Source organism: Larkinella soli (assembly GCF_003703975.1).
Classification (GTDB): Bacteria; Bacteroidota; Bacteroidia; order Cytophagales; family Spirosomataceae; genus Larkinella; species Larkinella soli.
In genome coordinates, this window is sequence record NZ_QTJY01000008.1 from 81,195 (window position 1) to 104,026 (window position 22,832).

The 22,832-nt window shown below is 56.9% G+C and carries 22 protein-coding genes; 10 read left to right on the top strand and 12 right to left on the bottom strand.

Features of this window, described 5'->3' with window-relative positions; translation table 11 throughout:
• Positions 1-2: 2 nt before the first annotated feature.
• Together DX909_RS15475 and DX909_RS15480 are read right to left on the bottom strand one after the other, a co-directional pair.
• Positions 3-680 carry a hypothetical protein gene (locus DX909_RS15475; protein WP_128546104.1) on the bottom strand — a complete coding sequence of 226 codons (678 nt, stop codon included), beginning with the start codon at positions 678-680 and terminating at the stop codon, positions 3-5.
• Positions 681-722: 42 nt separating this feature from the next.
• Positions 723-1,502 (bottom strand): Crp/Fnr family transcriptional regulator, encoded by a 780-nt coding sequence (locus DX909_RS15480; protein WP_128546105.1) that lies wholly within the window; start codon positions 1,500-1,502, stop codon positions 723-725.
• A gap of 142 nt (positions 1,503-1,644) precedes the next feature.
• Between DX909_RS15480 and DX909_RS15485 the strand changes: the two genes are divergently transcribed.
• The gene (locus DX909_RS15485) at positions 1,645-3,225 is read left to right on the top strand and encodes a hypothetical protein (RefSeq protein WP_229311056.1); all 1,581 of its coding nucleotides are present in this window, start codon (positions 1,645-1,647) and stop codon (positions 3,223-3,225) included.
• On the opposite strand, the gene DX909_RS15490 is transcribed toward DX909_RS15485, so the two are convergent.
• Positions 3,197-3,415 carry a DUF2905 domain-containing protein gene (locus DX909_RS15490; protein WP_128546266.1) on the bottom strand — a complete coding sequence of 73 codons (219 nt, stop codon included), beginning with the start codon at positions 3,413-3,415 and terminating at the stop codon, positions 3,197-3,199. The two genes, DX909_RS15485 and DX909_RS15490, sit on opposite strands and share 29 nt — an antisense overlap.
• A gap of 86 nt (positions 3,416-3,501) precedes the next feature.
• Between DX909_RS15490 and DX909_RS15495 the strand changes: the two genes are divergently transcribed.
• Entirely contained in the window at positions 3,502-4,461 is a 960-nt protein-coding gene (locus DX909_RS15495; protein WP_128546106.1) for a TolB family protein, read from the top strand.
• A gap of 3 nt (positions 4,462-4,464) precedes the next feature.
• Here DX909_RS15495 and DX909_RS15500 read toward each other — a convergent pair whose 3' ends face one another.
• Positions 4,465-5,874, bottom strand: a complete 1,410-nt coding sequence (locus tag DX909_RS15500; RefSeq protein WP_206513010.1) for a glycoside hydrolase family 140 protein — start codon at positions 5,872-5,874, stop codon at positions 4,465-4,467.
• A 66-nt stretch (positions 5,875-5,940) separates the two neighbouring features.
• On the opposite strand from DX909_RS15500, the gene DX909_RS15505 reads away from it, so the two are divergent.
• The 5 genes from DX909_RS15505 (at position 5,941) to DX909_RS15525 (ending at position 11,309) form a co-directional block, all read left to right on the top strand.
• A complete protein-coding gene (locus DX909_RS15505) occupies positions 5,941-6,459 on the top strand; it encodes a Sua5/YciO/YrdC/YwlC family protein (RefSeq protein WP_128546107.1) in 519 nt (172 codons plus the stop codon).
• On the top strand, positions 6,456-7,883 hold the full coding sequence (locus DX909_RS15510; RefSeq protein WP_128546108.1) for a CCA tRNA nucleotidyltransferase: 1,428 nt from the start codon (positions 6,456-6,458) through the stop codon (positions 7,881-7,883). The genes DX909_RS15505 and DX909_RS15510 overlap by 4 nt, the downstream gene beginning before the upstream one ends.
• 11 nt (positions 7,884-7,894) lie before the next feature.
• Complete coding sequence (locus tag DX909_RS15515; RefSeq protein ID WP_128546109.1) at positions 7,895-8,098, top strand: hypothetical protein; 204 nt, start codon at positions 7,895-7,897, stop codon at positions 8,096-8,098.
• Positions 8,099-8,195: 97 nt separating this feature from the next.
• On the top strand, positions 8,196-10,130 hold the full coding sequence (locus DX909_RS15520; protein WP_128546110.1) for an ATP-binding protein: 1,935 nt from the start codon (positions 8,196-8,198) through the stop codon (positions 10,128-10,130).
• A gap of 300 nt (positions 10,131-10,430) precedes the next feature.
• Complete coding sequence (locus tag DX909_RS15525; RefSeq protein WP_229311057.1) at positions 10,431-11,309, top strand: YciE/YciF ferroxidase family protein; 879 nt, start codon at positions 10,431-10,433, stop codon at positions 11,307-11,309.
• Positions 11,310-11,416: 107 nt separating this feature from the next.
• Here the strand turns inward: DX909_RS15525 and DX909_RS15530 are convergent, their stop codons facing one another.
• Entirely contained in the window at positions 11,417-12,718 is a 1,302-nt protein-coding gene (locus DX909_RS15530; RefSeq protein WP_229311058.1) for a DUF2851 family protein, read from the bottom strand.
• 124 nt (positions 12,719-12,842) lie between these two features.
• On the bottom strand, positions 12,843-13,655 hold the full coding sequence (gene pyrF, locus DX909_RS15535) for an orotidine-5'-phosphate decarboxylase (RefSeq protein ID WP_128546270.1): 813 nt from the start codon (positions 13,653-13,655) through the stop codon (positions 12,843-12,845).
• A gap of 129 nt (positions 13,656-13,784) precedes the next feature.
• Between pyrF and rfbC the strand changes: the two genes are divergently transcribed.
• Together rfbC and DX909_RS15545 are read left to right on the top strand one after the other, a co-directional pair.
• Positions 13,785-14,330, top strand: a complete 546-nt coding sequence (gene rfbC, locus DX909_RS15540) for a dTDP-4-dehydrorhamnose 3,5-epimerase (protein WP_128546112.1) — start codon at positions 13,785-13,787, stop codon at positions 14,328-14,330.
• Positions 14,331-14,510: 180 nt separating this feature from the next.
• Positions 14,511-15,293, top strand: coding sequence for a tyrosine-protein phosphatase (locus DX909_RS15545; RefSeq protein ID WP_128546113.1), 783 nt, complete (start codon positions 14,511-14,513; stop codon positions 15,291-15,293).
• Positions 15,294-15,309: 16 nt separating this feature from the next.
• Here the strand turns inward: DX909_RS15545 and DX909_RS15550 are convergent, their stop codons facing one another.
• Positions 15,310-16,002: a type 1 glutamine amidotransferase domain-containing protein gene (locus DX909_RS15550; RefSeq protein WP_206513011.1), complete on the bottom strand. Its 693-nt coding sequence runs from the start codon at positions 16,000-16,002 to the stop codon at positions 15,310-15,312.
• Between the two features lie 162 nt (positions 16,003-16,164).
• Between DX909_RS15550 and DX909_RS15555 the strand changes: the two genes are divergently transcribed.
• On the top strand, positions 16,165-16,566 hold the full coding sequence (locus tag DX909_RS15555) for a hypothetical protein (protein WP_128546114.1): 402 nt from the start codon (positions 16,165-16,167) through the stop codon (positions 16,564-16,566).
• Positions 16,567-16,646: 80 nt separating this feature from the next.
• Here DX909_RS15555 and DX909_RS15560 read toward each other — a convergent pair whose 3' ends face one another.
• The 5 genes from DX909_RS15560 to DX909_RS15580 form a co-directional block, all read right to left on the bottom strand.
• The gene (locus tag DX909_RS15560; RefSeq protein ID WP_128546115.1) at positions 16,647-17,678 is read right to left on the bottom strand and encodes a DUF6807 domain-containing protein; all 1,032 of its coding nucleotides are present in this window, start codon (positions 17,676-17,678) and stop codon (positions 16,647-16,649) included.
• 2 nt (positions 17,679-17,680) lie between these two features.
• Positions 17,681-19,027, bottom strand: coding sequence for a Gfo/Idh/MocA family protein (locus DX909_RS15565; RefSeq protein WP_128546116.1), 1,347 nt, complete (start codon positions 19,025-19,027; stop codon positions 17,681-17,683).
• A gap of 112 nt (positions 19,028-19,139) precedes the next feature.
• Entirely contained in the window at positions 19,140-19,880 is a 741-nt protein-coding gene (locus DX909_RS15570; protein WP_128546117.1) for a 3-keto-disaccharide hydrolase, read from the bottom strand.
• Positions 19,881-19,998: 118 nt separating this feature from the next.
• Entirely contained in the window at positions 19,999-20,922 is a 924-nt protein-coding gene (locus DX909_RS15575; protein ID WP_128546118.1) for a sugar phosphate isomerase/epimerase family protein, read from the bottom strand.
• A gap of 174 nt (positions 20,923-21,096) precedes the next feature.
• A complete protein-coding gene (locus DX909_RS15580) occupies positions 21,097-22,830 on the bottom strand; it encodes a RagB/SusD family nutrient uptake outer membrane protein (RefSeq protein ID WP_128546119.1) in 1,734 nt (577 codons plus the stop codon).
• Between the last annotated feature and the right edge of the window lie 2 nt (positions 22,831-22,832).

A 22,832-nucleotide genomic window follows, 5' to 3' on the forward strand; every position in this document is an offset into this window, starting at 1 on the left:
AATCATATACCTGCTTTTTGATACCGCAGCTTGCAATCCATTCGCGTATCACCTGTAAAAAACCCGGTGGCATCTGCTCCTTTTTCAGGGGCTCCGCTTTCACTGAAGCAGATTCTTGCCGTCCGATTACCGGGTACTCCGGCTTCTAAAAGGTCCAGTACTTCCTGATCGGTAGAGTAGAATCGAATTTTTTCATGCTGCGGAACTCTCTGAGCCATTCGATCCAACAATTCCGGCGTTGCTTCATTCTGGTTAAGCACGAACACTTTTTGTTCGCATAGATTAACCTTCATGATCCAGGAACCGATTTGAATGACGCCATCCGGATTCAGAACCGACGCCAGATGCTCATCCTCAATAAGGCAGTCCTGGCCATTCCGACGAGCGCCGGGCTGTTTATTAGAAGTTCGGTAAGACTGAAAGCCAAGGGCTTCCTCCTTTAAATGAAGAAAACGCTCTTCCGGAATGCCGGCAGGACGCTGATTAAGGCCAAGCATATACGCTTCGAACCCTTCTCGGTCCGAAAAATGAAGCCGTCCATCCACCTTCCGGACTTGCTCTACACCAGTTTCGGGTTTGAAGCCGGAGGAGTGTAAAGGGTCAATACTCCCATTTTCTTTCCGGCAGGATAGGAAAATGGTAATAAAAAGAGGTACACCAAATCGTAAAATAGTCTTCATTCCCAAAGGCAGTTAAAATTAAAGGACAAAAAAGTTAAATAGTCAGTCTTTTAATTGTATGCACAAAGGAACGACGGTTTTTATTTTTCTTACTTGACAATTGTCAAAAAAGGAAAACACTGAAATCAAAAATCCAGGAAGAATGGAAAAGCCTCCTTTCCTGAAAATAAGGAAGCCTGAAAGCAGGTTGATTATTTTTTGGCCTGTTTTTTTCAGAATTCTGCTCAAGGTTGCCGGGTTAATGCCGAGGTAGGAAGCGATATATTGATTCTGAGTCCTTTTCCACAATTCCGGATTTGATTTCCTGAATTCTTCTACTCTTTCTTCAGCGGAAGCATGTCTTAACAGTCCTTTCAGGTTTTCTCTTGCAAATAGATGCCTTTGCAACACAACCCGGGCAATGGCATTAATTTCCGGAAAGCGTTCATAAAGCATTTCCAGTTCGACAACCGAGAGTGAGTATATTTCGGATGGCTCCAGAAGTTCAATCCTGACCAGCGATTCCCTCTTCAGGAACAGGCAATCTGTCGTAAACGCCAAATCATTTTCATGGGCCAGCCAGAGAGTCACCTCTTTTTCCTTTTTCCAGGAATAAACACGCACTAAACCGCAACCAATGAAGTAAACCCTCGGAGTCCTTTCTTCCTGTGCCGGAAGTTTTGTACCCGCAGGCAGTTTTTGGAAAAGGATACGATTGTTAAGTTCAAGAACGGCATCAGGGGTCAGGGGATGAATTGCGGAGAGTTGATCAAGCAGAATTTGTCCCATTGAAGTAACACAAATAACGGAAAGATCATTGTCCGTTATTTGACGGATTACCATACAATAAGTAACAGGATTTCTACTTCGAAACCAATTTTCCCAAACTTGTAGCTCTCCGTCGAAAGCCTGTCAAAATTTCGCCTTCCGTTTGACAAGACTCGCAGAATGTGTAACTTTCCCCATAAGTAAATGGGTTTTCTTCATGTTGAAACGTCTCGCGATAGGGTTGTGGTGTTGGCTGTTGATGGCCGGCCCGGTTCTGGCCCAACTGGAACCGTCCGTCCGGCTCGAATTTCCTGTCAATCAGAATACGGATGAATCATTCGATGTGACGCCCCTCGGCCAACGCGGGGTGCTGCTGACCGTCCGGCAGGGGGATTACTATACCTCCGAGCCGACCAAATTCTCCTTCAAACGGTACGATATCGACCTGAAACCCCTCTGGTCGAACGACTATAAAATCGATAATTATTACGACGCCGTCCGCTCCTGCCGCACCGAACATTATCTGTACTGGCTCTTCAAAGAACACGACAACAGCAAAATCTCGGTGCTGCGCGTCAACCTCCACGACGGCGCCATGGAAACCTTCAGGGGCGATCTGGTTACGCCCATGGACATCTTTCACTTCAAGGTGCTGGACAACATCGCCTACCTCGGCGGGTATTACCGGAACCGGCCCGTGGTGGTTTCATTCTCCTTCTTCGACCTGACTTCCAAGGTATTACCCGGCATCTATACCAATCACATCCAGCTCAACAACATCGAGGTGGACGAGGAACGGCGGCTGGTGCACGTCATGACCGATGCCACCCACCAGCGCAACTGCGAGTTCACAATCCGGACCTTCTCCTACGACGGCAAGCTGGTCCGGACGGTCAACCTCGACGGCAACACCCACAGCCTGATTTCCGGTAAACTGCTGCCTCTCAACGACGAGGAATCGCTGCTGGTCGGAAACTACTCCACCGACTGTACCCCCTACTCCCAGGGCGTCTACATCTCCCGCATCCGCAACCACGAAACACCCGGCGTGTCGCCCATCGAGGACATCCGGTACATCGACTTCTCGGAGCTGAAGAACTTCTTCAACTACATGAAACCCAGGCGCCAGCAGAAAATGCTGGATAAGCTGGCCCGCCGGAAGGATCAGGGAAAGGATACGAAATTCCGGTACCGGCTGCTGGTGCATGACCTGGTTCCGACCGACGAGGGGCTGATGCTGATCGCGGAGGTCTATTACCCGCAATACCGGGGCACGCTTTACCCCTACATGGGCAGTGTCCGCTCCTTCGACCGGTATCAGGAGGGGTACCGGTATACCCACGCCTTCCTCTGCGGTTTCGACAAGAAAGGCCGGCTGCTCTGGGATAATTCCCTGCCCATTTCCGACCTCACCAGCTACGATCTCCATCCCATGGTGCAGGTCACGCGGGAAGGCAGTGCCACCATTCTGGCCTATCCGAAGGAAGGCGAAATCAATGCGGAAGTGATTCAGGGCGGAAAGGTTTTGCGGGAACGGGAGAACTTCTCGATGAAGAAACTGTCCGAAACCGAAAAGGTGGTCTATTCGGAAAGCGATCAGCTGGAAGCCTGGTACGACGGCCATTTTCTGGCCTGTGGGTTTCAGAAGATTTCCAATGACAAATCGTCGGCGCCCCCGCGGGAGGTCTTTTACATGAACAAGCTGAAATTCAGCATTAAAAGCCTGAGTGAAAATCCCTCGAGCCGCTCGGCTGAAGACGTGGAAAGTCCTAAAAAAACTTCCGGATCAAAACAATGATCAGGTTGAGCAGCAGGCTGATGACCAAACAGGTGACGATCGGGAAATAAAACCCGCCGTTTTTACCTTCGATGCGGATGTCGCCCGGAAGGCGGCCCAGCCAGGTCAGTTTGTCGCCGAAAAAATAGACGACGACCCCGACCAGAATCAGTACGAGTCCGATTGCGATTATATATTTCCCGGCGTTCATCTCTGCCACTTCTGAATAGTTCGAAGGAAGGTTTTCCTTTCCGTAGTAACGCCCGAAAGATCGCAAAGTTTTACCATCGAGCCTCCATGCGCCACCGTTTCCTGATTCCGGTCTGGCTGATCTGCCATGCCGTTTCGGCCCAGATCCCTGACCTGCTGACCGCCGACCCGCCGACCGACGTTCCCGGACTGTTCGCACCCGGTTTCATTTCCGGCCCTTACATGGAACGGGACATGGCGATTTCCAGGCGGCTGGACGAACTCTTTTTCACCGTTCAGGGACCGGCCGGCGACCTCAGCGTCATCCTGTTCACCCAAAAGCGCAACGGCCGCTGGACGGCCCCGGAAGTGGCGCCCTTTTCGGGCCGTTACCGCGACATCGAGCCCTTTCTGACCCCGGATGGAAGCCGGCTGTATTTTTCCTCCAACCGGCCTAAAACCGCCGGAGCCGGGGCCAGAGACTTCGACATCTGGTACGTCGACCGGCAAAACGGCATCTGGCAGGAACCCGTCCGGCTCGACGGCCCCGTCAATACCGACAGGGATGAATATTACCCGAGCCTGGCCACCAGCGGCAACCTTTACTTCACGGCCGCCTACGAGGGCGGAACCGGTCAGGAGGACCTCTACGTCAGCCGGCCGGAGAACGGCCGGTACGGCAAACCGCAGATTCTGCCCGAAACCGTCAACTCGAAAGGCTACGAGTTCAACGCCTTCGTCGACCCGGCCGAACGGTTCCTGATTTACACGGCCTACGGTCGGCCGGAGGGCCTCGGGCGCGGTGATCTCTACATCAGTTTCCGGGACCCCGACGGCCGCTGGCAACCGGCCAGATTGCTCCCCGAACCGCTCAACTCCAGCCAGATCGACTACTGCCCTTATGTGTCTCCCGACGGCAAATGGTTCTTCTTCGCCAGCAAACGGTCGGCCCCTGCGCCCCCGCAGCGATGGACGGCCGAAACGCTCCACCGCCGACTGAACGGGGTGCAGAACGGGCTGGAAGACATTTACTGGGTGAGCGCCGAAGTGCTCTGGAAACTCAAATAATCCTTATTTCTTCAGGCCGAATCCCGCCCAGGGAGCTTTCGCGTCGTCCACGACCAGTACCCAGTCGGTGGTCGGGCCGGCGATGGCGGGTTTGAACTCCTGCTGGCCGGTATTCGGAAACTCCCCAATCCGGAGCGACCGGCCGTCGCGCGGGTTATACCAGTAGGCCAGCAACTGCGGGGCGGCCCGAAGCCGACTCAGGTCGATGGTCAGCGGGCGGCCGTTGGGCGTATAGGCCATCAGAAAGTTGTCGTCCTCCGAAATGGCGGCAACCTGGTGGGTTCCGTCGTCGGGGTTCGGGTTCAGGATCAGCCGTTCGTCGGGCATCAGGCGGGTCCAGGGATGCGATTCGTACAGCCGGCGGACGTAGCCCATCTGAAACGCGCCGGGATGGTCGAGGGCCCGCTTCCAGGAGGTTCGGGCGGAGGAGATCGGCGGGTTGCGGTCGGGATCGTAGAACTGCCAGATGTTGTGGTCGCCGTAGGTATGGCCGCAGCCGCCGGACAGGACCGCCCACCAGGCCGCCTGCCGGACGTCGAAATCGTCGAAATAGCCCTGTGCGGGTTTGTGCGCTACCGGATGGTCTTCGTACCGGGGTTCGCCGTCGAGGGTCGGTTTGGGCGGAAACATGCTGTAGTTCTGCCGCTGGAGGACGTAATTCTTTTTGTCCTTCGCCGAGTGCCCCGACTGAAACATATTGATGTTCAACCACTTGTCGCTATGAAAGAAACCCGACGAGTTGCTGTCCCCCTGCGGGTGGTAGGTCATCAGCTTGGTGCCGCCGTCGCCCTTATGAATACCCTCGGCCATGCCCCGGATGGTGGCCATCCGCTGTTCGCCCTCGGGATTGCGGTCGCCCCCCAGAATCCAGATAACGGGTTTGCTCCGATACCGCCTGCCGACATACTCCCCGAACGTCCGGGCGTTGGCGGTATTGAAAATTTCCGGCCCCTGTCCCCATTTCTTATTGAACTTATCCCCCCAGGTCGGCAGCAGCCCGACCACCAGCCCCAGTTCGGCGGCCCGGTTGATGACCCAGTCGACGTGCTGGAAATAAGCTTCGTTGGGCTGGGCGGGATCGTTGTTTTTTAACGGCAGGGCGCCATAGGCGTTGGGTTTGGTCAGGCCGTCGTGTTCGGCCAGGATGACCGCCTGAATGATGGTGAAGCCTTTGGCGGCCCGGTTTTTCAGGTAGAGGTCGGCTTCTTCCCGTGTCAGCCGGTGAAACAGTTCCCAGGCCGTATCCCCCAGCCAGAAGAACGGTTTGCCGTCGCCCCGCATGATGTACCGTTTATCGGGAATGATATACAGTTTGGAAAGCGCCACGCTCTCTTTCGACGCGGCCGCCGGCTTTTGAGCAAAGGAGGAATACGTTAAAAGAAGGCCGAGCGCAATCAGGAATCGTTTTTGCATGGGAACAGGCGTTTTGCAAAAGCAAACTTATCAAAACTTGCCGTACCTTTGCCGGTTATTAAAGCTATGACACCTACCCCCCGCGATATTGTGGCCGAACTACGGCTCGGCCGTTTCGTCCAGCTCTACGATGAAACCGGCGTTTCCCTGGCCTGCGACCCGGGTCATGCCGAGGCCGTTCAGCAGCTGCTGGATGTCCGGAAAGACCTGGTTCCCGCCCCGTTGCCGACCCTGCTGATCACCGATAGCGGCCAGTTGAACCTGTACGTCCGCCCGGTGCCGGAGGTGGCCTGGAATTTAATCGATTTCGCCGAAACGCCGGTCACCATCCTGTTTTCCAACGGCGTCAACCTGCCGGAGGCTTTCCGGAGCCAGGTGCCGGTCCGGAAAGCCCTGAGCGAACCGGTCCGGAAACTCATCGGCGCCTTCGGCCGGGGTATTTTGGCGCTGCCTTTCGAAGACAGCGAGTGGCCGGTCGGGCTGGCCAAACCGCCGGTCGGCTGGGGCGAACTGCCGCAGAAAATTCAGTTGCCCCGCATCCTGGAACTGGGACCCAAGGGGGAAGTGGCGTTTTTACGAAAATGAATTTCACGGAAATTTTACATAGCAACCCCGTTTTTGAAACCATCGCCCGACAGGCGGCCGTACTGAACGTGCGGGCTTTCGTCATCGGCGGTTTTGTGCGGGACCTGATTCTGCGACGCTCCTCGAAGGACATCGACGTGGTCTGCATCGGCAGCGGCATCGACCTGGCTGAAGCCGTCGGTCGGGAACTGGAAACGCCGGTGACGGTTTTCCGGAACTTCGGAACCGCCATGCTGCGGTCGGGAGACTGGGAAGTGGAGTTCGTCGGGGCGCGCCGGGAGTCGTACCGGGCGGAATCCCGCAAACCCATTGTGGAGGACGGTACGCTGGAAGACGATCAGAACCGCAGGGATTTTACGATCAACGCCATGGGCATCAGCCTGAACGCCGACGATTTCGGGGCGCTGATCGACCCGTTCGGCGGGAAGGAAGACCTCCGGAAGATGATCCTTCGGACTCCCCTCGACCCGGCCATTACCTTCTCCGACGACCCGCTCCGGATGATGCGCGCCATCCGGTTTGCCTCGCAGCTTTTCTTCGACATCGAACCGGACACGTTCGACGCCATCGTCCGGATGAAAGACCGCATCGGCATCGTTTCGCGGGAACGTATCACCGACGAGCTGAACAAGATCATCCTGTCGCCCAAGCCCTCCTACGGCTTTAAACTGCTTTATCACGCGGGGTTGCTGGAGATCATTTTTCCCGAACTGGTGGTGCTGAAGGGGGTGGAGATGATCGAAGGGAAAGGGCACAAGGATAACTTTTACCATACGCTCCAGGTGCTGGACAACGTAGCCGACCGTTCCGACGACCTGTGGCTCCGCTGGGCCGCCATCCTGCACGATATCGCCAAACCGGCGACCAAACGCTTCGACCCGAAGGTCGGCTGGACCTTCCACGGCCACGAAGACCTCGGGGCGCGAATGGTGCCCGGTATTTTCCGGACCATGAAGCTGCCGCTCAACGAAAAGATGCGGTTTGTGAAAAAGCTCGTCCGGCTTCACCTCCGCCCCATTGCGCTGGTGAAGGAGCAGATCACCGACTCGGCCCTGCGACGGCTGCTGGTCGAAGCCGGTGAGGATTTGGAGGCCCTGCTGATGCTCTGCCGGGCCGACATAACATCCAAGAACTACGACCGGGTCAAGAAACACCTGGCCAATTTCGACCGGGTGGAGCGCAAGCTGCACGATCTGGAGGAACGCGATAAACTGCGAAACTTTCAGCCCGTCATCACCGGAGAAATGATCATGGAAACCTTCGGCCTGAAGCCATCCAAAGAGGTAGGGCAGATCAAAATCGTCATCCGGGAGGCCATTCTGGAAGGAACGGTGGCCAATACGCTGGAAGCCGCCTACCCTTTCATGGTGGAGGAAGGCCGTAAAATGGGATTGGAACCCGTTAAGGAACTCGATAAAAAATGAAGTAAGCTTCTATGGACAACAATAACTTTCGTCGTTTTTTCGGCGCCACCCTCACCATTCTCGGAACGATCGTCGTCCTGTTCGCCTGTGTGGCTTTTCTGTCGGACGCCAAACCGCTACTGGGCATGAGCATCAACAAGTGGGAATCGCTGGCTCCGTTTCTGGTCGGCCTCGTCTTTTTCGGAGCGGGGGTCGGTCTGATCCGGAACTCCTGATTGCGCCAGATTCCGCATCCTGTCGGATAATCTCACACCGACGCTCGCTAAAAAAGTGTAGCTTTACTTACGTCAGGGGATTGATATTTGCAGGGATATGTCTAAAGCTTCACCATCTGCTTTGCCGCTGGGCCTGTTGCAGGGCGTTCTGGACTGTTCCCAGAATGGAGTCATGGTATATCAGAGCCTCCGCAACGAGCAGGGTGAGGTGTATGATTTCCGTCTGATGGCCCTCAATAAATCCGCCGAGAAGGACCTGGGCATTCCGTCGAAGGAGTTGTTGGGCCGCCGGCTCACCGAATTGTTTTCCAACCTGCCGAGGGATGCGGTTTTCGATCAGTACCGACAGGTGGTCGAATCGGGCGAAGCCATCCGGTTCGAGGTCACCCACCTGCTGCCGGGCCGTCGGCGGGCCACCTGGCTCGATATTTCGGCCGTGAAGCTGGAAGACGGACTGGTGATGTCCTACAACGATATTACGGAGCGCAAGCACGCAGCCCAGACGCTTCAGGAACAGGCCGACCTTTTCAACCTGGCCCTGAACAGCTCGGCCAACGGCATTACCCTCATGCAGGCCATCCGGGACCCGGACGGACGAGCCGTCGATCTGCAGACGGTGCTGGTCAACAACCGGGGGGTCGTGCTTTCGGGCCTGACCCGCGAGGAACTGCTGGGCAAATCGATGCTGAGCATCTACCGCAGCGAACCCTCCCTCTCCTTCTGCCGCCGGCTGCTGGACGTGATGAATACCGGGAAACCCCTTCATATGGAACAGTATTTCCAGGGCGAAAATCTCTGGCTGAGTGTGCTGGTCACCCGCTACAGCGATGAAGGTATCGCCCTGACTTACAGCGATATCACCCATACGAAGACCGTCGAAATCGCCCGGCAGGAACAGGCCGCCCTGGTCAATAAGGTAATGGATACGGTCCATAGCGGAATTCTGCTCTGCCAGGCCATCCGGGATGAAGAAAACGAGATCACCGACTTCCAGACCATCCTCTGCAACGAAGAGTCGGGCCGGCTCACGGGTTTCAGCCGGGATGAACTCCTGACCACGGCGATCCGGGATCTGGACCCCTACGGTTTTCTGGGACAACTGTATCCGGAGTTCAGGGAGGTGGTGCTGTCGGGCCAGTCCCTCAGGAAGGAATACCACATGGCCCGGAAAGACGTCTGGATCGACTGTTCGATCAGCCAGTTCGGCGACGGGGTCGTGGTCACCTGCACGGATGTTTCGAACCTGCGGCATTCGCAGGAGGAACTCGAACACCGCAACCAGGAATTGAAGAGTTCCAATGAAAACCTTCAGCAGTTTGCCTACGTGGCCTCTCACGACCTGCAGGAGCCGCTCCGGAAAATTCAGTCGTTCGCCGACATTCTGCAGAACCACTACGGCCAGACCCTCGACGAACGGGCTCTCGATATTTTAAGCCGGATGCAGCAGGCTTCCGGGCGGATGTCCGGGCTGATCAAAGACCTGCTGACCTATTCCCGGATTTCGACCCACCGCGAACCGCTCCGGCGATTGTCGCTCAACAAGCTACTGGACGAAGTGCTGAACGACCTGGAAATGACCGTTCGGGAGAAATCGGCCGTCATCGAAAGACCCTCCCTGCCCGAAGTCAACGGCGATCCGACCCAACTGCGCCAGTTGTTCCAGAACCTGCTGAGCAACGCCCTCAAATTTCAGCACGGCGATACGATCCCCCGTATTAAAATCGACTGCCGGGCCGTTACGGGGAAAGACATTCCGGAAGTAGCTCATTCCGACCTGAGCCGCCCGTTCTACGAAATCAGTATATCGGACAACGGCATCGGCTTCGACGCGAAGCATATGGACCGGATTTTCCAGTTGTTCCAGCGCCTGCATGGCCGCAGTCAGTACAGCGGTACCGGCATCGGGCTGGCCATCTGTAAAAAGGTGATGGAGAACCACAAAGGCTATATCTGGGCAGAAAGCAGCCCCGGTCGGGGTGCTACTTTCCAGGTGTATCTGCCCTCCTCCCAGCCCGCTGAATCAGTTAATTGAAGCTGCCCCGAAACCGGGCAAACGCGTCCGCGAGGAATCGGCTTCCCGGACTGAGGATGAATATACACACTCCCTTTCCACCAGGCGGCATTCGCTTCGAGGCTCTCCCTTTTTCTTATTAAGTAACCTTCTGGTATACAACATTTTAAATAATTTCCTGTGTATTTCCCGGCCGGCCATTCAAGTTCGGTTCAGCCTGGTATGGCATTTGGGAAAGGGTGGATGCAAAACCAATCATCAACCCATTAATCTCACACTGTTATGGCTTCGTTCACGGATCAATTAGCAAAATTCTTCGGAATGAATGAAACGGACACCTCACTCCGTGAGCTGTTCCTCAGCGAGTTAAGAGGCATTTACTACGCCGAAAAACAAATCGCCGATAATTTGCCGGACATGGCCGAAGCGGCCACCACCGATGTGGTGCGCAATGCCTTCGAGATGCACCGTGCCCAAACCCAGGACCAGATTCGCCGGATCGAGCAGATCTTCAGCCAGCTGGGTGTGGATGCGGACGAAAAAACCTGCAACGCGGCCGACGGCCTGATCGACGACGGTGATGTGGTGATTGCCGAAACCGATTCCGGTTCGCTTACCCGCGACGCGGCTCTGATCATCGCCGGCCAGAAAGTGGAACACCATGAGATAGCCGCCTACGGATCATTGCATTCGCTGGCCCGGCTGCTGGGATACCACGAGGCCGCGCAACTGATCGAGCAGAGTCTGCAGGAAGAAAAGGACACCGACAAAAAGCTGACCGAAATTGCGGAGTCCTTCATCAACGAACGCGCCAAAATGGAATCGGACACCGACAGCGACAACAACACCATGCGCAACCGCATGCGTGATACCGTCGGCGAGGGTGACTACGGCAACGATATGGGCAACATGGGCAGCAGCCGCTCGGGTGTAACCGGCTCAGGAACGGAAGAGTACTCGGAATCGACCCGACGGACCAGTGGCGACACCAGCTACTCCGGCCAGTACGGAAACCCTTCCGATGACCCGGCTAACCTCCGCGACGACGTAGGCTCGACGGGCAACACCGGCTACGGCACGGGTTCCGGCTCTTCCTCCTCGTCGACCAACTGGTCTGACGACCGCGACAGCGATGCCGGCAATGACTACACCCGTCGCACCGGCTCCGGCTCGACCGGCGGCTCCAGCAGTGGAATCTAAGTAAATTGTTGAATGACGGAATGGTTGAATGATTGAATGTGCGCTGCCATTTTTAGTATTGCGGAGCGCATTCAATCATTCAACCATTCCGTCATTCAACAATTCCATCATTTCACCATCTCCAGCCCGATCTGGCAGGAGAGGCATTTTTTAGGACAGCAGTAGGAGGTGTAGAGTTCAAGGGCGGCCTGGGAGTCGAAGGCGCTGGCGAGGGGAACGTGCAGGGCGGACCAGAGGGCGGTGATCCGATTTTGTTCGGCCGGAAGTTCTTCGAGAAGCGCGACGGCACGGTCCCGGTAGGCGGGCAGGCCCTTCTGACAGGAATAGGCGATCAGCAGGGGAATGACGGCATTGATGATCAGGCTCCGGGCCGCCGTCTCACCCAGGGTGGAAGACACCCGGGCCGATGGGGGGCCGAAGCGGTAATGGGTCTGCCAGTACGCCGAAGGCGCTGCCTGAAGATGCCGGAGCAGGGTCGGAGCATCGGTTTCCATCAGCAGAGAGAAAAAGCTGCCTCTCCCGGCCAGTAAGGCAACGAACTGGGCCAAACGAAGCGTTGGAAAATTGGCCGGACGCAGCCTCGACCACTTCCAGAGATGACCCGGAAGCCGTTTTTCAGTCAGCCGGTATTTGGCGGCCAGAAAGCGGTATTCCCGGAGCAGCGTGATTTCGTAATCGTCGGTCGGCTCCCCGCTCAGCAAACCCGCCGTCCCGAACAGCAGCGCTTCCATCTGAAACGGCTGATCCCGGTGTTTCAGCAGAAATTTGAGCGGCACCAGGCGCGTCAGCTGGGCAAACGGCTCGGCATTGATCTGAAAGCCGAATGCCTGCGCCATCAGGCGGTAGGCGGTTTCTTCCCAGTCAGAGTCGGAGGATCGGTAAACGGCTTCCGCTTCGGCTGCTTTTCGGGCGAGCCGTTCAAACAGAACCTTGTCAAACATGGACATACGACGCAGCGGCTCGACCTGCGAAAGCCGCCCGGCACAGGGAATCAGGCCGGTGCCGTCGATCAGGCTTCGGTACCGGAGCAGCAGCGACGGGTCCGTATAGTCGCTCAGGCAAAGCGTCGGAATCACCGAACCGTCCCGGCGCCGGATCGGCAGGGTCGCGTTTTCCCAGACGATGTGCAGAATGACGTTATCGTAGGCCGGATCGTACTGATGCCGGTGAACGAGCCAGTCGGAAGCCCGAATGTGCGCTTCTACCGTCCCGACCCATTCGACCTCTCCCAGAACGATGCGGGCGTTGGTGAAATCCGGCCCGGAGTCGGGATTTCGAAAGCCGGGATGCACCACCCGGATGCGCTCTCCCTGCGTCGTCCGAAGACCGATGTGCCGGAAATACCGGAATTGCCAGAGAAAATACAGAAAGTCTTCGGACGTCAGGGCGGGCGACAGCAGATTGCTCACAAGTGGAGGACGTTATGGGTGGCCGGCTCGCTACGGCGGCAAACCGTTTCCTTTAGATGAAAACACCCTGAAGAAGTCACACCGTTTCCGCCAGAGCGGCCTTGATTTTTTGCCCCGCTTCCGTTTAGAGATACGCAGCCATCTCCTGCTGGAGCGACCGGGCCTCTTCGGCGGCTTTTCGTGCAAAATCGGTCCCGTCCGAAGCGTATAGGATACTCCGGGAGGCATTGACGAGCAGACCGCATTGGCGGTTCATCCCGTATTTCGAGACATCAGCCAGGCTGCCGCCCTGCGCACCGACGCCGGGCACCAGCAGAAAATGATCCGGAACGATGGTGCGGATGTGGGCCAGCTGGTCGGCCTGCGTCGCCCCGACCACATACATGAGCTGATCCGGGCTGCCCCAGGTCTGCGACGTCCGCAGGACCGTTTCGTACAACTCCCCCTCTCCGGCCGGAAGGCGCTGGAAGTCGGCGCTGCCGGGGTTGGAGGTCAGCGCCAGCAGGATGACCCATTTTCCGGGAAATTCAAGGAAGGGGGTCACCGAATCATGCCCCATGTAGGGAGCCACCGTCACGGCGTCGAAATCCAGTCCCGACGAAGCCGGGTCGAAGAACGTGCGGGCATACAGCCCGGAGGTGTTGCCGATGTCGCCCCGCTTGGCGTCGGCAATAGTGAAGCAGTCTTTGGGGATATATTCCAGCGTTTTCTGGAGGCTTTCCCATCCTTTCGCACCCCGGGCCTCGTAGAAGGCGATATTGGGCTTATAGGCCACGGCGTATTCGGCCGTGGCTTCGATGATCTGCCGGTTGAAGGCGGCCACGGGGTCCGGTTCGTTCAGAAGGTGAGACGGCACCCGGCGGAAATCCGTATCCAGACCGACGCAGAGGTAAGATTTTTTTCGGAGAATGGCAGTGTATAACTCGTTAGCCGTCATGATCAGGACGCAGGCGATATTGGAACGCAGTTCAAAAAGGTGGGCCACAAAATTACGGGAAGTAACCAGAGTTTCCTAAATTTGCCGAAGGAGGTCGGAGAAGCCGGCCGCTCTTTTCCATTTTTGTTCATGCAGGTAATCAAGACGTCGATTGAAGGGCTGGTCGAGTTACGCCCTCAGGTGTTTAAAGATGTCCGCGGGAGTTTCCTCGAGACGTTCAATCAGCAGGTTTTTGCGGATCTTGGTCTTCCTACCCAGTTCCTGCAGGACAATCAGTCTTTTTCGGTGAAAGGCGTTCTTCGCGGCCTGCATTTTCAGAACCCTCCCTTTGTCCAGGGAAAACTGGTCCGGGTCATCTCCGGCAAGGTGCTGGACATAGCCGTCGACATCCGGCAGGGCTCTCCTACCTTCGGAAAGTATGAATCGTTCGTGCTCGACGCCGAGCTTAACAATATGGCGTATATCCCGGAGGGCTTCGCCCACGGGTTCGTAGCGCTGGAAGACAGCGTCTTCAGCTACAAGTGTACCAACCTATACAGCAAAGCCTGCGAATCCGGCATCATCTGGAACGACCCCGATCTGAACATCGACTGGGGCATCGAGAATCCGATCGTGTCCGATAAAGACCAGTTGCTTTCCGGCTTCCGGGAGTTATTCCCGCATCAGGTTGCCTGAAACTAACATTTCGACCTCTTTTCGTCCGCCCGGCCTGCCAGCCGGGCTTTTTTTGCCCCTGAATAGCGGGAAACTCCAATATACACCATTTATTCTGGCACGATTCATGCGTTTGTTCAGCCAACATGCAAAGAAGCCGTGCCAAATTTTATTGGGCGGCCGAACCACCTCCGTAACATATTGGGTAACAAACAGATGCCGTTCGGTTTTCTATCCCGCCACCGCAAAAAAACGATCCCGGAAGATCGGCCCAAACCGGATCCATCGCTCCGGGTCGACGTTCATGCCCAGTTACTGCCGGGCCGGCAGGACGGCACCGATTCGGTTGAACACAGCATCACCCTGCTTCGGGAAATGGCCGCCCTCGGCTTCCGAAAGGTGATCACTACCCTCCACGTCATGGACGGTTTCTACCAGAATACCTGCGACAGCATTACGGCAGCGGCCACGCTGCTGAAATACGAACTCCATAAGGCTCAGGTAGAAATAGAGGTGGAAGCGGCCGCCGAATACTTCCTGGACATCAACCTGTTACGGATGCTGTATTCGAAAACCGACATGCTGACGTTCGGCAACGCATCCGGGCAGCGTTACCTCCTGTTCGATACCAGCCTCGTCAAACGACCGTATGAGCTGGACAAGGTCATTGCCGCCATTCAGCACCGGAACCTCGTGCCGGTCATGGCCCACCCGGAACAGTATATCTACCTCCAGAAGAACCCTGAAGCGGTGCAGCTGCTGCATTATCAGGGAGTCAGGCTTCAGGTCAACCTGCTGTCGCTGACCGGCAACCCGTCGCGGGAAGCCCGGCACCTGGCCGAGTGGATGATCGACCGGCGGCTGGTTTCCTTCATCGGAACGGACATCTGCCACGAATCCCAGCTTCCGGTGGTGCGGCAGGCCCAGAGGCTACCCTATTACCGGAAAGCCCTCGAAATGGGTCTGCTGAACGACTCCCTCTGACCGCCCGGAGCGAAGGCTATTTTTCAAACATCTCCTCCATCACCTTTTTGCCCACTTTTCGGGCAGACAGCGGATTCTGTCCGGTCACCAGCCGTTCGTCGACTTCGATATAGGGCATGAAGGGGATAATGGCCCGGCTATAGAGGGCCTTCCGGTTCCGCAGTTCGTCTTCGAGCAGGAACGGAACTTCATCGGACAGCCGCAGCAGCCGTTCCTCCATGTTGGAAAAGCCGGTAACCTGCCGGTTTTCGATTAACAGCGACCCGTCCGACAGCCGAACATCGAGCAGGGCGCTTACGCCGTGGCAGACGGCCGCCACCATCCCTCCCCGCTCGTAAATGTCCCTCGTCATCTGCTGAAGGCGTTCATTGGCCGGAAAGTCCCACATCGTTCCATGACCGCCGGTAAAGTAAATCAGCTGGTACCGCTGCGGGTCGACGTCCTCCGGTTTCAAGGAATTTTCCAGTTTCTGCCGGAAGTCCGGGTGATGATACCACTTGTCGTTGGTATTGTCTTTCTGGTCCAGGCTGCGCTCGTCCAGCGGCACCTTCCCGCCCAGCGGACTAACAATATCAAAAGGGATATCTTTGTCCGACAACTCATCATAAAAATGAGTGGCCTCGCTAAGCCACAAGCCGGTTTTTCGGGCACGGGATTTGTAGTCGGTATGATTGGTGCAGACCAGCAGGGCGCGGATGGACGGGTTCATGAGGGCCAATATAATTTTTTTCACCGCCTTACCCAAGCCACGGAACAGGCAGGTTTTTCATCCAATTTTAATTTGTCGGATCAGTTAACATACATTAATAATATTCTGGGATTTCGTTATTTTTGAAGAAACCGTATCGTAACCTGTAACTTATCCAATCGCATGAGAACCGTGTCCTACGACTCGATCAAGGCCGATCAGGCCTGGGTGGCCGTCACGCAGCATCTTCAGCGCCGAAACCAGCTTCTGGCCGACGGCGTTTCCTTCCTCGAACTGCATCCTTCGGATCACGCGCTGGCGGGCCGGCTCGTTGTTCTGCAATACCATCTCCGCGCCACGGTACGGCGGCTCGTGACGGAAACGTCCCAGGCCAGGCCCATGCCCTCCCTGCCTCAGCTGGTCCGTCGACAGTGGCTCGTAGTGCATCAACTGACGTTCCTCCTTCGTCAGATCGACGATGAACTTCGGAAAACTGGCGCCAAAAGCCCTGCCTTCCGGTCGTGGATGGACCAGCGGAATCAGCGTTTTACCTGCAAACCATCTCCCCGCGTCTATCTCAACTAAGCGAGAATACTAATTCCGGTAACTAAAAAGCCCTCCGGTCGGCGGAGGGCTTTTCTATTGCGTTCAGGACGGCAGCCGAATCACAGCCGCGTAAACTGGTTCACTTTCTGGTTCAGCGCGTCGTCCGCCACCGGGCCGGAGGTGATCAGCACCCGGTACTGAAACGTCACCGACTTGCCGGCGGGCAGCACGTAATTCATGGGCTTGTCTTTTCCTTCGCTCATGACGCTTGGGGCCAGCGGGTTGGCGGCATACAGGCCGTATCCGCGCGAGTGCCAGTAGGTCGGGTACCCGACGTTCTTCGGATGGTCCAGTATGGCGACCGAAACCGGTTCGCCGTTGATCGTGCCGGTGAGGTTCATCCATTTGGCGCGTTTGCCCCAGACGGATTCGCCCTCCACGCCTTCGCTGCTCTTATAATGCCCGGTAACGCCGGTATTGTCCATCTGAGCCACCTTGGTCGCCACCCCGCCGGCGTCGGTAAACACCTCGGGTTTGTTCGACGGGTGTTCGAGCTGCCGCGCCACCCGGATCGCCACCATTCCCTCCTTGTTGTCCTTGAAGGTCACGTCCTTGTCGAGGGCCTTCAGGGTGGTGGTGCGGTCGATGCTGCGTTCGTTGCCCTGGCCCCGGAAAATGAAGGTGGTGGTTTCCTGCAGCATGGGCTTGCCGTCCTTATCGAGCCAGTCGGCTGTGACGGTCAGTTCGCCCTGGTCCTTCCCGCTCTTCATCGATTTGACGCCGGTGTGGACGATGGTTCCGAACGGGCCGCCGTGGCCTTTGACGTCGTTGGAGTTATTCCAGAAATCATGGCCGTTGACGTCGCCGTAGTTGAACCACATCCCGACGTGGTGCGGGTGGTCGACACGTTCCCCCGGACGCGGGTCCATGGGCCAGCCCCGGGTGATGAAGTTCCCGCCGGCGGTGCGGATCGGGTACAGCACCGGCTTTTTCAGCACTTCGGGGCCGGGGTAGATATAGGCCGTAAACGGTTTCCCGTCGACGGTCACTTCCACCCGCTTCTGCGCTTCCTGATGCGTCAGCACGACGCCCTGTTTCTGAGCCGTCGCCACCGAGGCCAGTAATGTGAAAGAAAGAACGAGGTTCTTCATGGCTACACTTTCACCACTTTACCACTCGCCAGCACTTCCTGTTTCGTGTTATCGTAAGTAACACGTTCGCCGGTGTGCAGGGCAATGGTGGCCATGATGTTGGCGACGGAGTGGTTATAACCGGCTCTGGCGGGGGCGTTCGGCTCCTTGCGGCTGCGGACGCACTCCATCCAGTTGCGCATGTGCGCGGTGGTCATCGGGTCGGCACCGGTATTGGCCGAAGTAACCATCTTGTCACCGGTAGTAGCCAGGGTCTGCTCCTTCAGCAGGTTGGCCTGCTTGCCCATTTCCTGCGCATATCTCGCTTCCAGACCGCCTTCGGGGCTGATCTTGTTGGTATCGAGGTTGATCATCCCGCCGTTGGAGTAATACAGTTCCTTGGTGCCGCCGGCTTCGTTGGTCATGCGGGAGTGGTAGGCCACCTGGAAGCCTTTCGACTTGTCGTCGTCCGGGCCGTAATCAAACACGGCGGTGAACGTATCGACGTTGGTGCGGCCGTCTTTCCAGAGGTAGATGCCCCCGTTGGCGACGACGCTGCGCGGGTGGTCATACCCGCTGAACCAGTGTACGGTATCGATCTGGTGCGACATCCACTGGCCCGGGATACCGGACGAATAGGGATAGAACAAACGGAATTCCAAATATTTACGCGGATCCCACTCCACCATGGGGCGGTTCATCAGGTAACGCTTCCAGTCGGTATCTTCCTTCCGGATCTCGGAGACGAGTTTCGGACGACGCCAGCGGCCGGGCTGGTTGACGTTCCAGGTCATTTCCACCATGACGATGTCGCCGAACTTGCCGGACCGGATGAAATCGTTGGCGGCAAAGTAATTGGGGGCGCTCCGGCGCTGCGAACCGATCTGAACGATTTTTTTAGACTTTTCAACGGCCTTCAGGGCCTTGCGGGCATCGTCGAGCGACTCAGCGAAGGGCTTCTCGACGTAGGCGTCGCGTCCGGCTTCCACGGCCTCGGCGCAGTGCAGAGCATGCTGGAAGTCGGCCGTCGAGACGATGACCGCGTCGACGTCCTTCCGGTCGTAGAGTTCATCGTTGTTGCGGCACTGCACGAAGTTATCGCCGGCCCAGCCTTTCGACTGAAGATACGCCTTGGCTTCTTCACGCCGACGGCTCCAGATGTCGGAAACGGCCACAAACTCAAAGTTCAGGTCTTTGGCGTGCGTGGCGAAACTCGGCGCCAGGGCACCCCGGAACCGGTCCGAAAAACCGACGATACCGACCCGAACGCGGTCGGCCGAGCCCAGAATGCGGGCGTAGCTGGCAGCCGAGAAGCTCATTCCCAGACCGGCCAGGGCGGATTTCTTTATAAAATCGCGACGATTTTCCATAAGATTGTCAAGTTGGTTTATACCCGTTTTAATCGCAAAGACGCGGACAGGGCAAGTTTACTTATGAGTAAGCAACAACTTTGGCTCCCTCGCCGATGCCGAAGGAGTTGATTTACAAAGTTTTGATCTTGATATTCCGAAAAGAAACGCGGTCGCCGTGGTCCTGCAGCAGGAGGTGTCCTTTGGGAGCCTCGCCGAACCGGCCGTTAGCGTTATACGAAGCCGCCGAGTACTTGCTCATCCCCACCAGTTTGCGAAACTCCTCACTGCCGCGCTCATACGCCACGACTTTCCGGCCGTTGAGCCAGTGCTCGACATGCGATCCTTTGGAAAAGACCCTCGCCTGGTTCCATTCACCGATGGGGTTGACCACCTTGTTCTGAGCCGGAATCAGGTCATACAGCGAACCGGCGGTGCGGTTCCCATTTCGGCCCATTTTGGCGTCGGGATGGCGGGCATCGTCCAGAACCTGGTATTCCAGCCCGTAAGCCGAGCCGGCCGGTTTAGGCTGGTGTTCAACAACATAATACTTCAACCCGCTGTTGGCGCCCTCGGTAAGCCGGAACTCGAAAGTGAGGTCGAAATCTCCGAACTCCTCCTCCGTGACAATGTCGCCGGCATTCCGCGACTCCCGGCCGTCGGTTTTGGCAATGGTGAGGGTGCCGTCCTCCACGGACCATCCTCCCTCCGGAAAGCGGTCCTTGTAAGCGCCCCGCCAGCCTTTGGCAGTCTTCCCGTCGAAGAGCAGCTTCCAGCCCTCCTTTTTTTCTTTATTCGTCAGCGTATTCGGAGACTGCGGCTTTTCGGCCGCCAGCAGCATGACCAGCCCGGCCGAGAGGAGAAACTTGAGCATAATGATAGAATTGTTGAGTTGTTGAATTGTTGAATAACTGAATGATTGAATGTAGCTCCGCTATGCTGAATTGGCAGCGCAACATTCAATCATTCAGTTATTCAACAATTCAACAATTTCACAGCGCTGTGTTCAGCGTTTTGGTGATGTAATCCTTGTTGATCTGGGCGCACTGGAGGGCGGTTTTTCCGGGGTCGGGCACCCGGTCGAGTTCGACGACGCCCCAGCCGTTGAATTTGATGTCCCGCAGGGCCGCAAATACCGCCGGCACGTCGACGTTGCCCTGCCCCAGCTCGACGAACTTGTAGGCTTTCGGATCGTTGGGTTTCTCGGGCAGCGGGCTTTTGGTGTCTTTCAGGTGCAGGGCATACAGGATGTCCTTATACTGCCGGACGGCTTTCGCCGGGTCGCCCCCGCCCTGTTTGTAATGGGCGATGTCGAGCAGCAGCCTCACGTGTTTGGGATTCATTGCCTGCACCAGCACGTCCACCTCCTCCGGGGTTTCGCCCCACTGGTTCATGTGGTTGTGGTAGGTGGCCTGGATGCCCAGGTCGGCGGTCTGTCTGCCGATTTCGTTCATGACCTCGGCCAGCTTCTTCAGTTCCTCCGTGGTCGGGGCCTGGTTGTTTTTGCGGAGGCTGTTGGTCAGCTGGATTGCCGACCCGCCGAGCGCCTTCACGAAACTGGCATGGGCCACGTGCACGTCGATGGTGCTCTGCCGTTTGGCCGGGTCGACCTCGACGTTTCCGCTCGAAAACATGGCCAGGGTCAGCCCGTTCTGTTCGAGCAGGGCCTTCAGTTCGGACGGTTTGGCCTTATAGGGACTAAAGGTGTTGGCGCGAAGCTGAATGCCTTTGTAACCGAGCGAAGCGAGGTCTTTGATGGCCTGCTCGTCCTTGTTCTCCCAGGTGATGGAAGAGTAACCGATTTTCAGGCCGGATTTTTTGAGGGTCCCGGCCAGAAGGTCGGCCCCGGCCGTAAGGGCCAGAGCCGACAGACCGGCGGAAGTGAGAAACTGTCGTCTGTTTACAGTCTCCTGCATATCGGGTAAGGGAATAGTCAGCGAACTGACGTGAATACTGGATCGTCGGATATAAAAGCCTCCCGGTTTGGAAATCTACCGGGAAAAGTGGGGAGTTTAGGAGTTTAGGGATTGACGTTAACTCCTAAACTCCTAAACTCAATCATTCAATCACTCCCCCATTCAATCATTCCATCAATAGCCCGGGTTCTGCGGGAATTTGGAAGGCCCGCCGGCGGAGCGGTCGATCTGATCCTGGGGAATGGGCCGCAGGTTGTGGAACTCTTTTACGTTGGGAGCACCATCGGGGTTGTATTTCTTGACCCGGTCGACCAGCACGCCCCAGCGCTTGAGGTCGAACCAGCGGTGCATTTCACCGGCCAGTTCGCGTTCGCGTTCTTCCATGATGAACTCCATCGTGGCCTGGGCCGCCGTGATCTCCATGTCTTTTTCCTTGCCCGGCCAGGCGGCCCGGCGACGAACTGCGTTGATGAACGGCACCGCATCGGCGGCCTTGCCCTGCTTGATCAGAGCCTCGGCGGCCAGAAGGTGGGTTTCGGCCAGACGGAACATGATGAAGTCACGGCTGCCCGGCTCGTAGGTACGGTCCGGACGCAAAGGGTCGAGGAATTTCTGAAGAACCGGGAAGAGGTTGGCCCGGTAGAGGCTCGGCACCAGCACCTGGTACTTCTTGGCGGCCCGCTGTTCACGCGTCCATTCGACCCCCGGAATGTAGATGGTCGTATCGCCGGAGGCAAACGTCAGGGTCTTCTTCGTATCGTCGAAGATCGGCGTCGTGTAGGTTCCGGGCCGGTTGCTCAGCCAGGTATCCTTGTAGGTTTTCTTGTAACGGGAATCCTTCGCCCGGTCGGCCGGATTGAAGACCACGTTCAACATGTAGTCGGTCGGCCGGAAGCGTTTGAAGGGGCGGCCGTTGAGCACGTCGCGCTGCATACCGGCCTGGGTGTCGTATTCCATCCCGAAATACAGGTGGGTCTGGTTCCCGTTGATCGTCACCGTGCTGGTCGTCGTGCTGTTAAAACCGGTTCCGATGTTGGTGATCGGCTCGGAGGTGTACTGGGTGGCGAAGATCAGCTCGTTGTTCACCTCCCCTGCGCCCTGCGAGAACACACTGGCGAAATCGGGCAGCAGGCTGAAGCTGTAATTTTTGATGACGTTCTGCGCGTAGGTGGCGGCTTTGGCGAAATCGTCGGCCGCAGCGGCATCCTTATCCGTTCCTTTGGTCAGATACACTTTGGCCAGCAGGTGTTCGGCTGCGGCCTTGTGGACCCGGCCCTGGTCACCGCCGGTCGGAACGGCCGTCGGCAGGTCGGTCAGGGAGCCTTCCAGGTCGGCGATGATCTGGGCGTAGATGTCCTTCACCGGCGCCCGGCTGAACTCCTTGGTCGGTGTGAGGTTGCCTTTGGTCAGCAACGCCACCGGCCCGAACATCTGCACCAGGATGAAATAGTGGTGTCCGCGCAGGAATTTCAGTTCGGCCACCCGACGCTTCTTGAGGGCGGGGTCCAGTCCGGTGATGGATTCGGAGGCATCCAGCGCCACGTTGATCGTGTTGATTGCAATGTAGAAGGCGTTCCAGATGTTGTTGGTGATCGACAGGCGACCGTCGATCTGCGAAGTATACTGGTTAACAAACTTGAAGCTTCCGTCTGCGCCCATCGTGTAGGTGTCCGTACCGAAAACGGTCAGCGTCATGGCGTCTTCCCGGCCGTAATATTCGCGCAGGGAAGCGTAGGCGGCTTTCACGACGGCTTCAAACCCGTTGGGGGTAGAAGCATACTGGCTACCGACCTGCGAAACGGGAACCTCCTGGAGCAGGTCCTTACAGCTGCTGGTGCCGATCAGCAAAGCGCCTAAAACGAGGCAGGATTTGGTGATCTTGCGGGAAAATGAATGATATCGTTTCATAT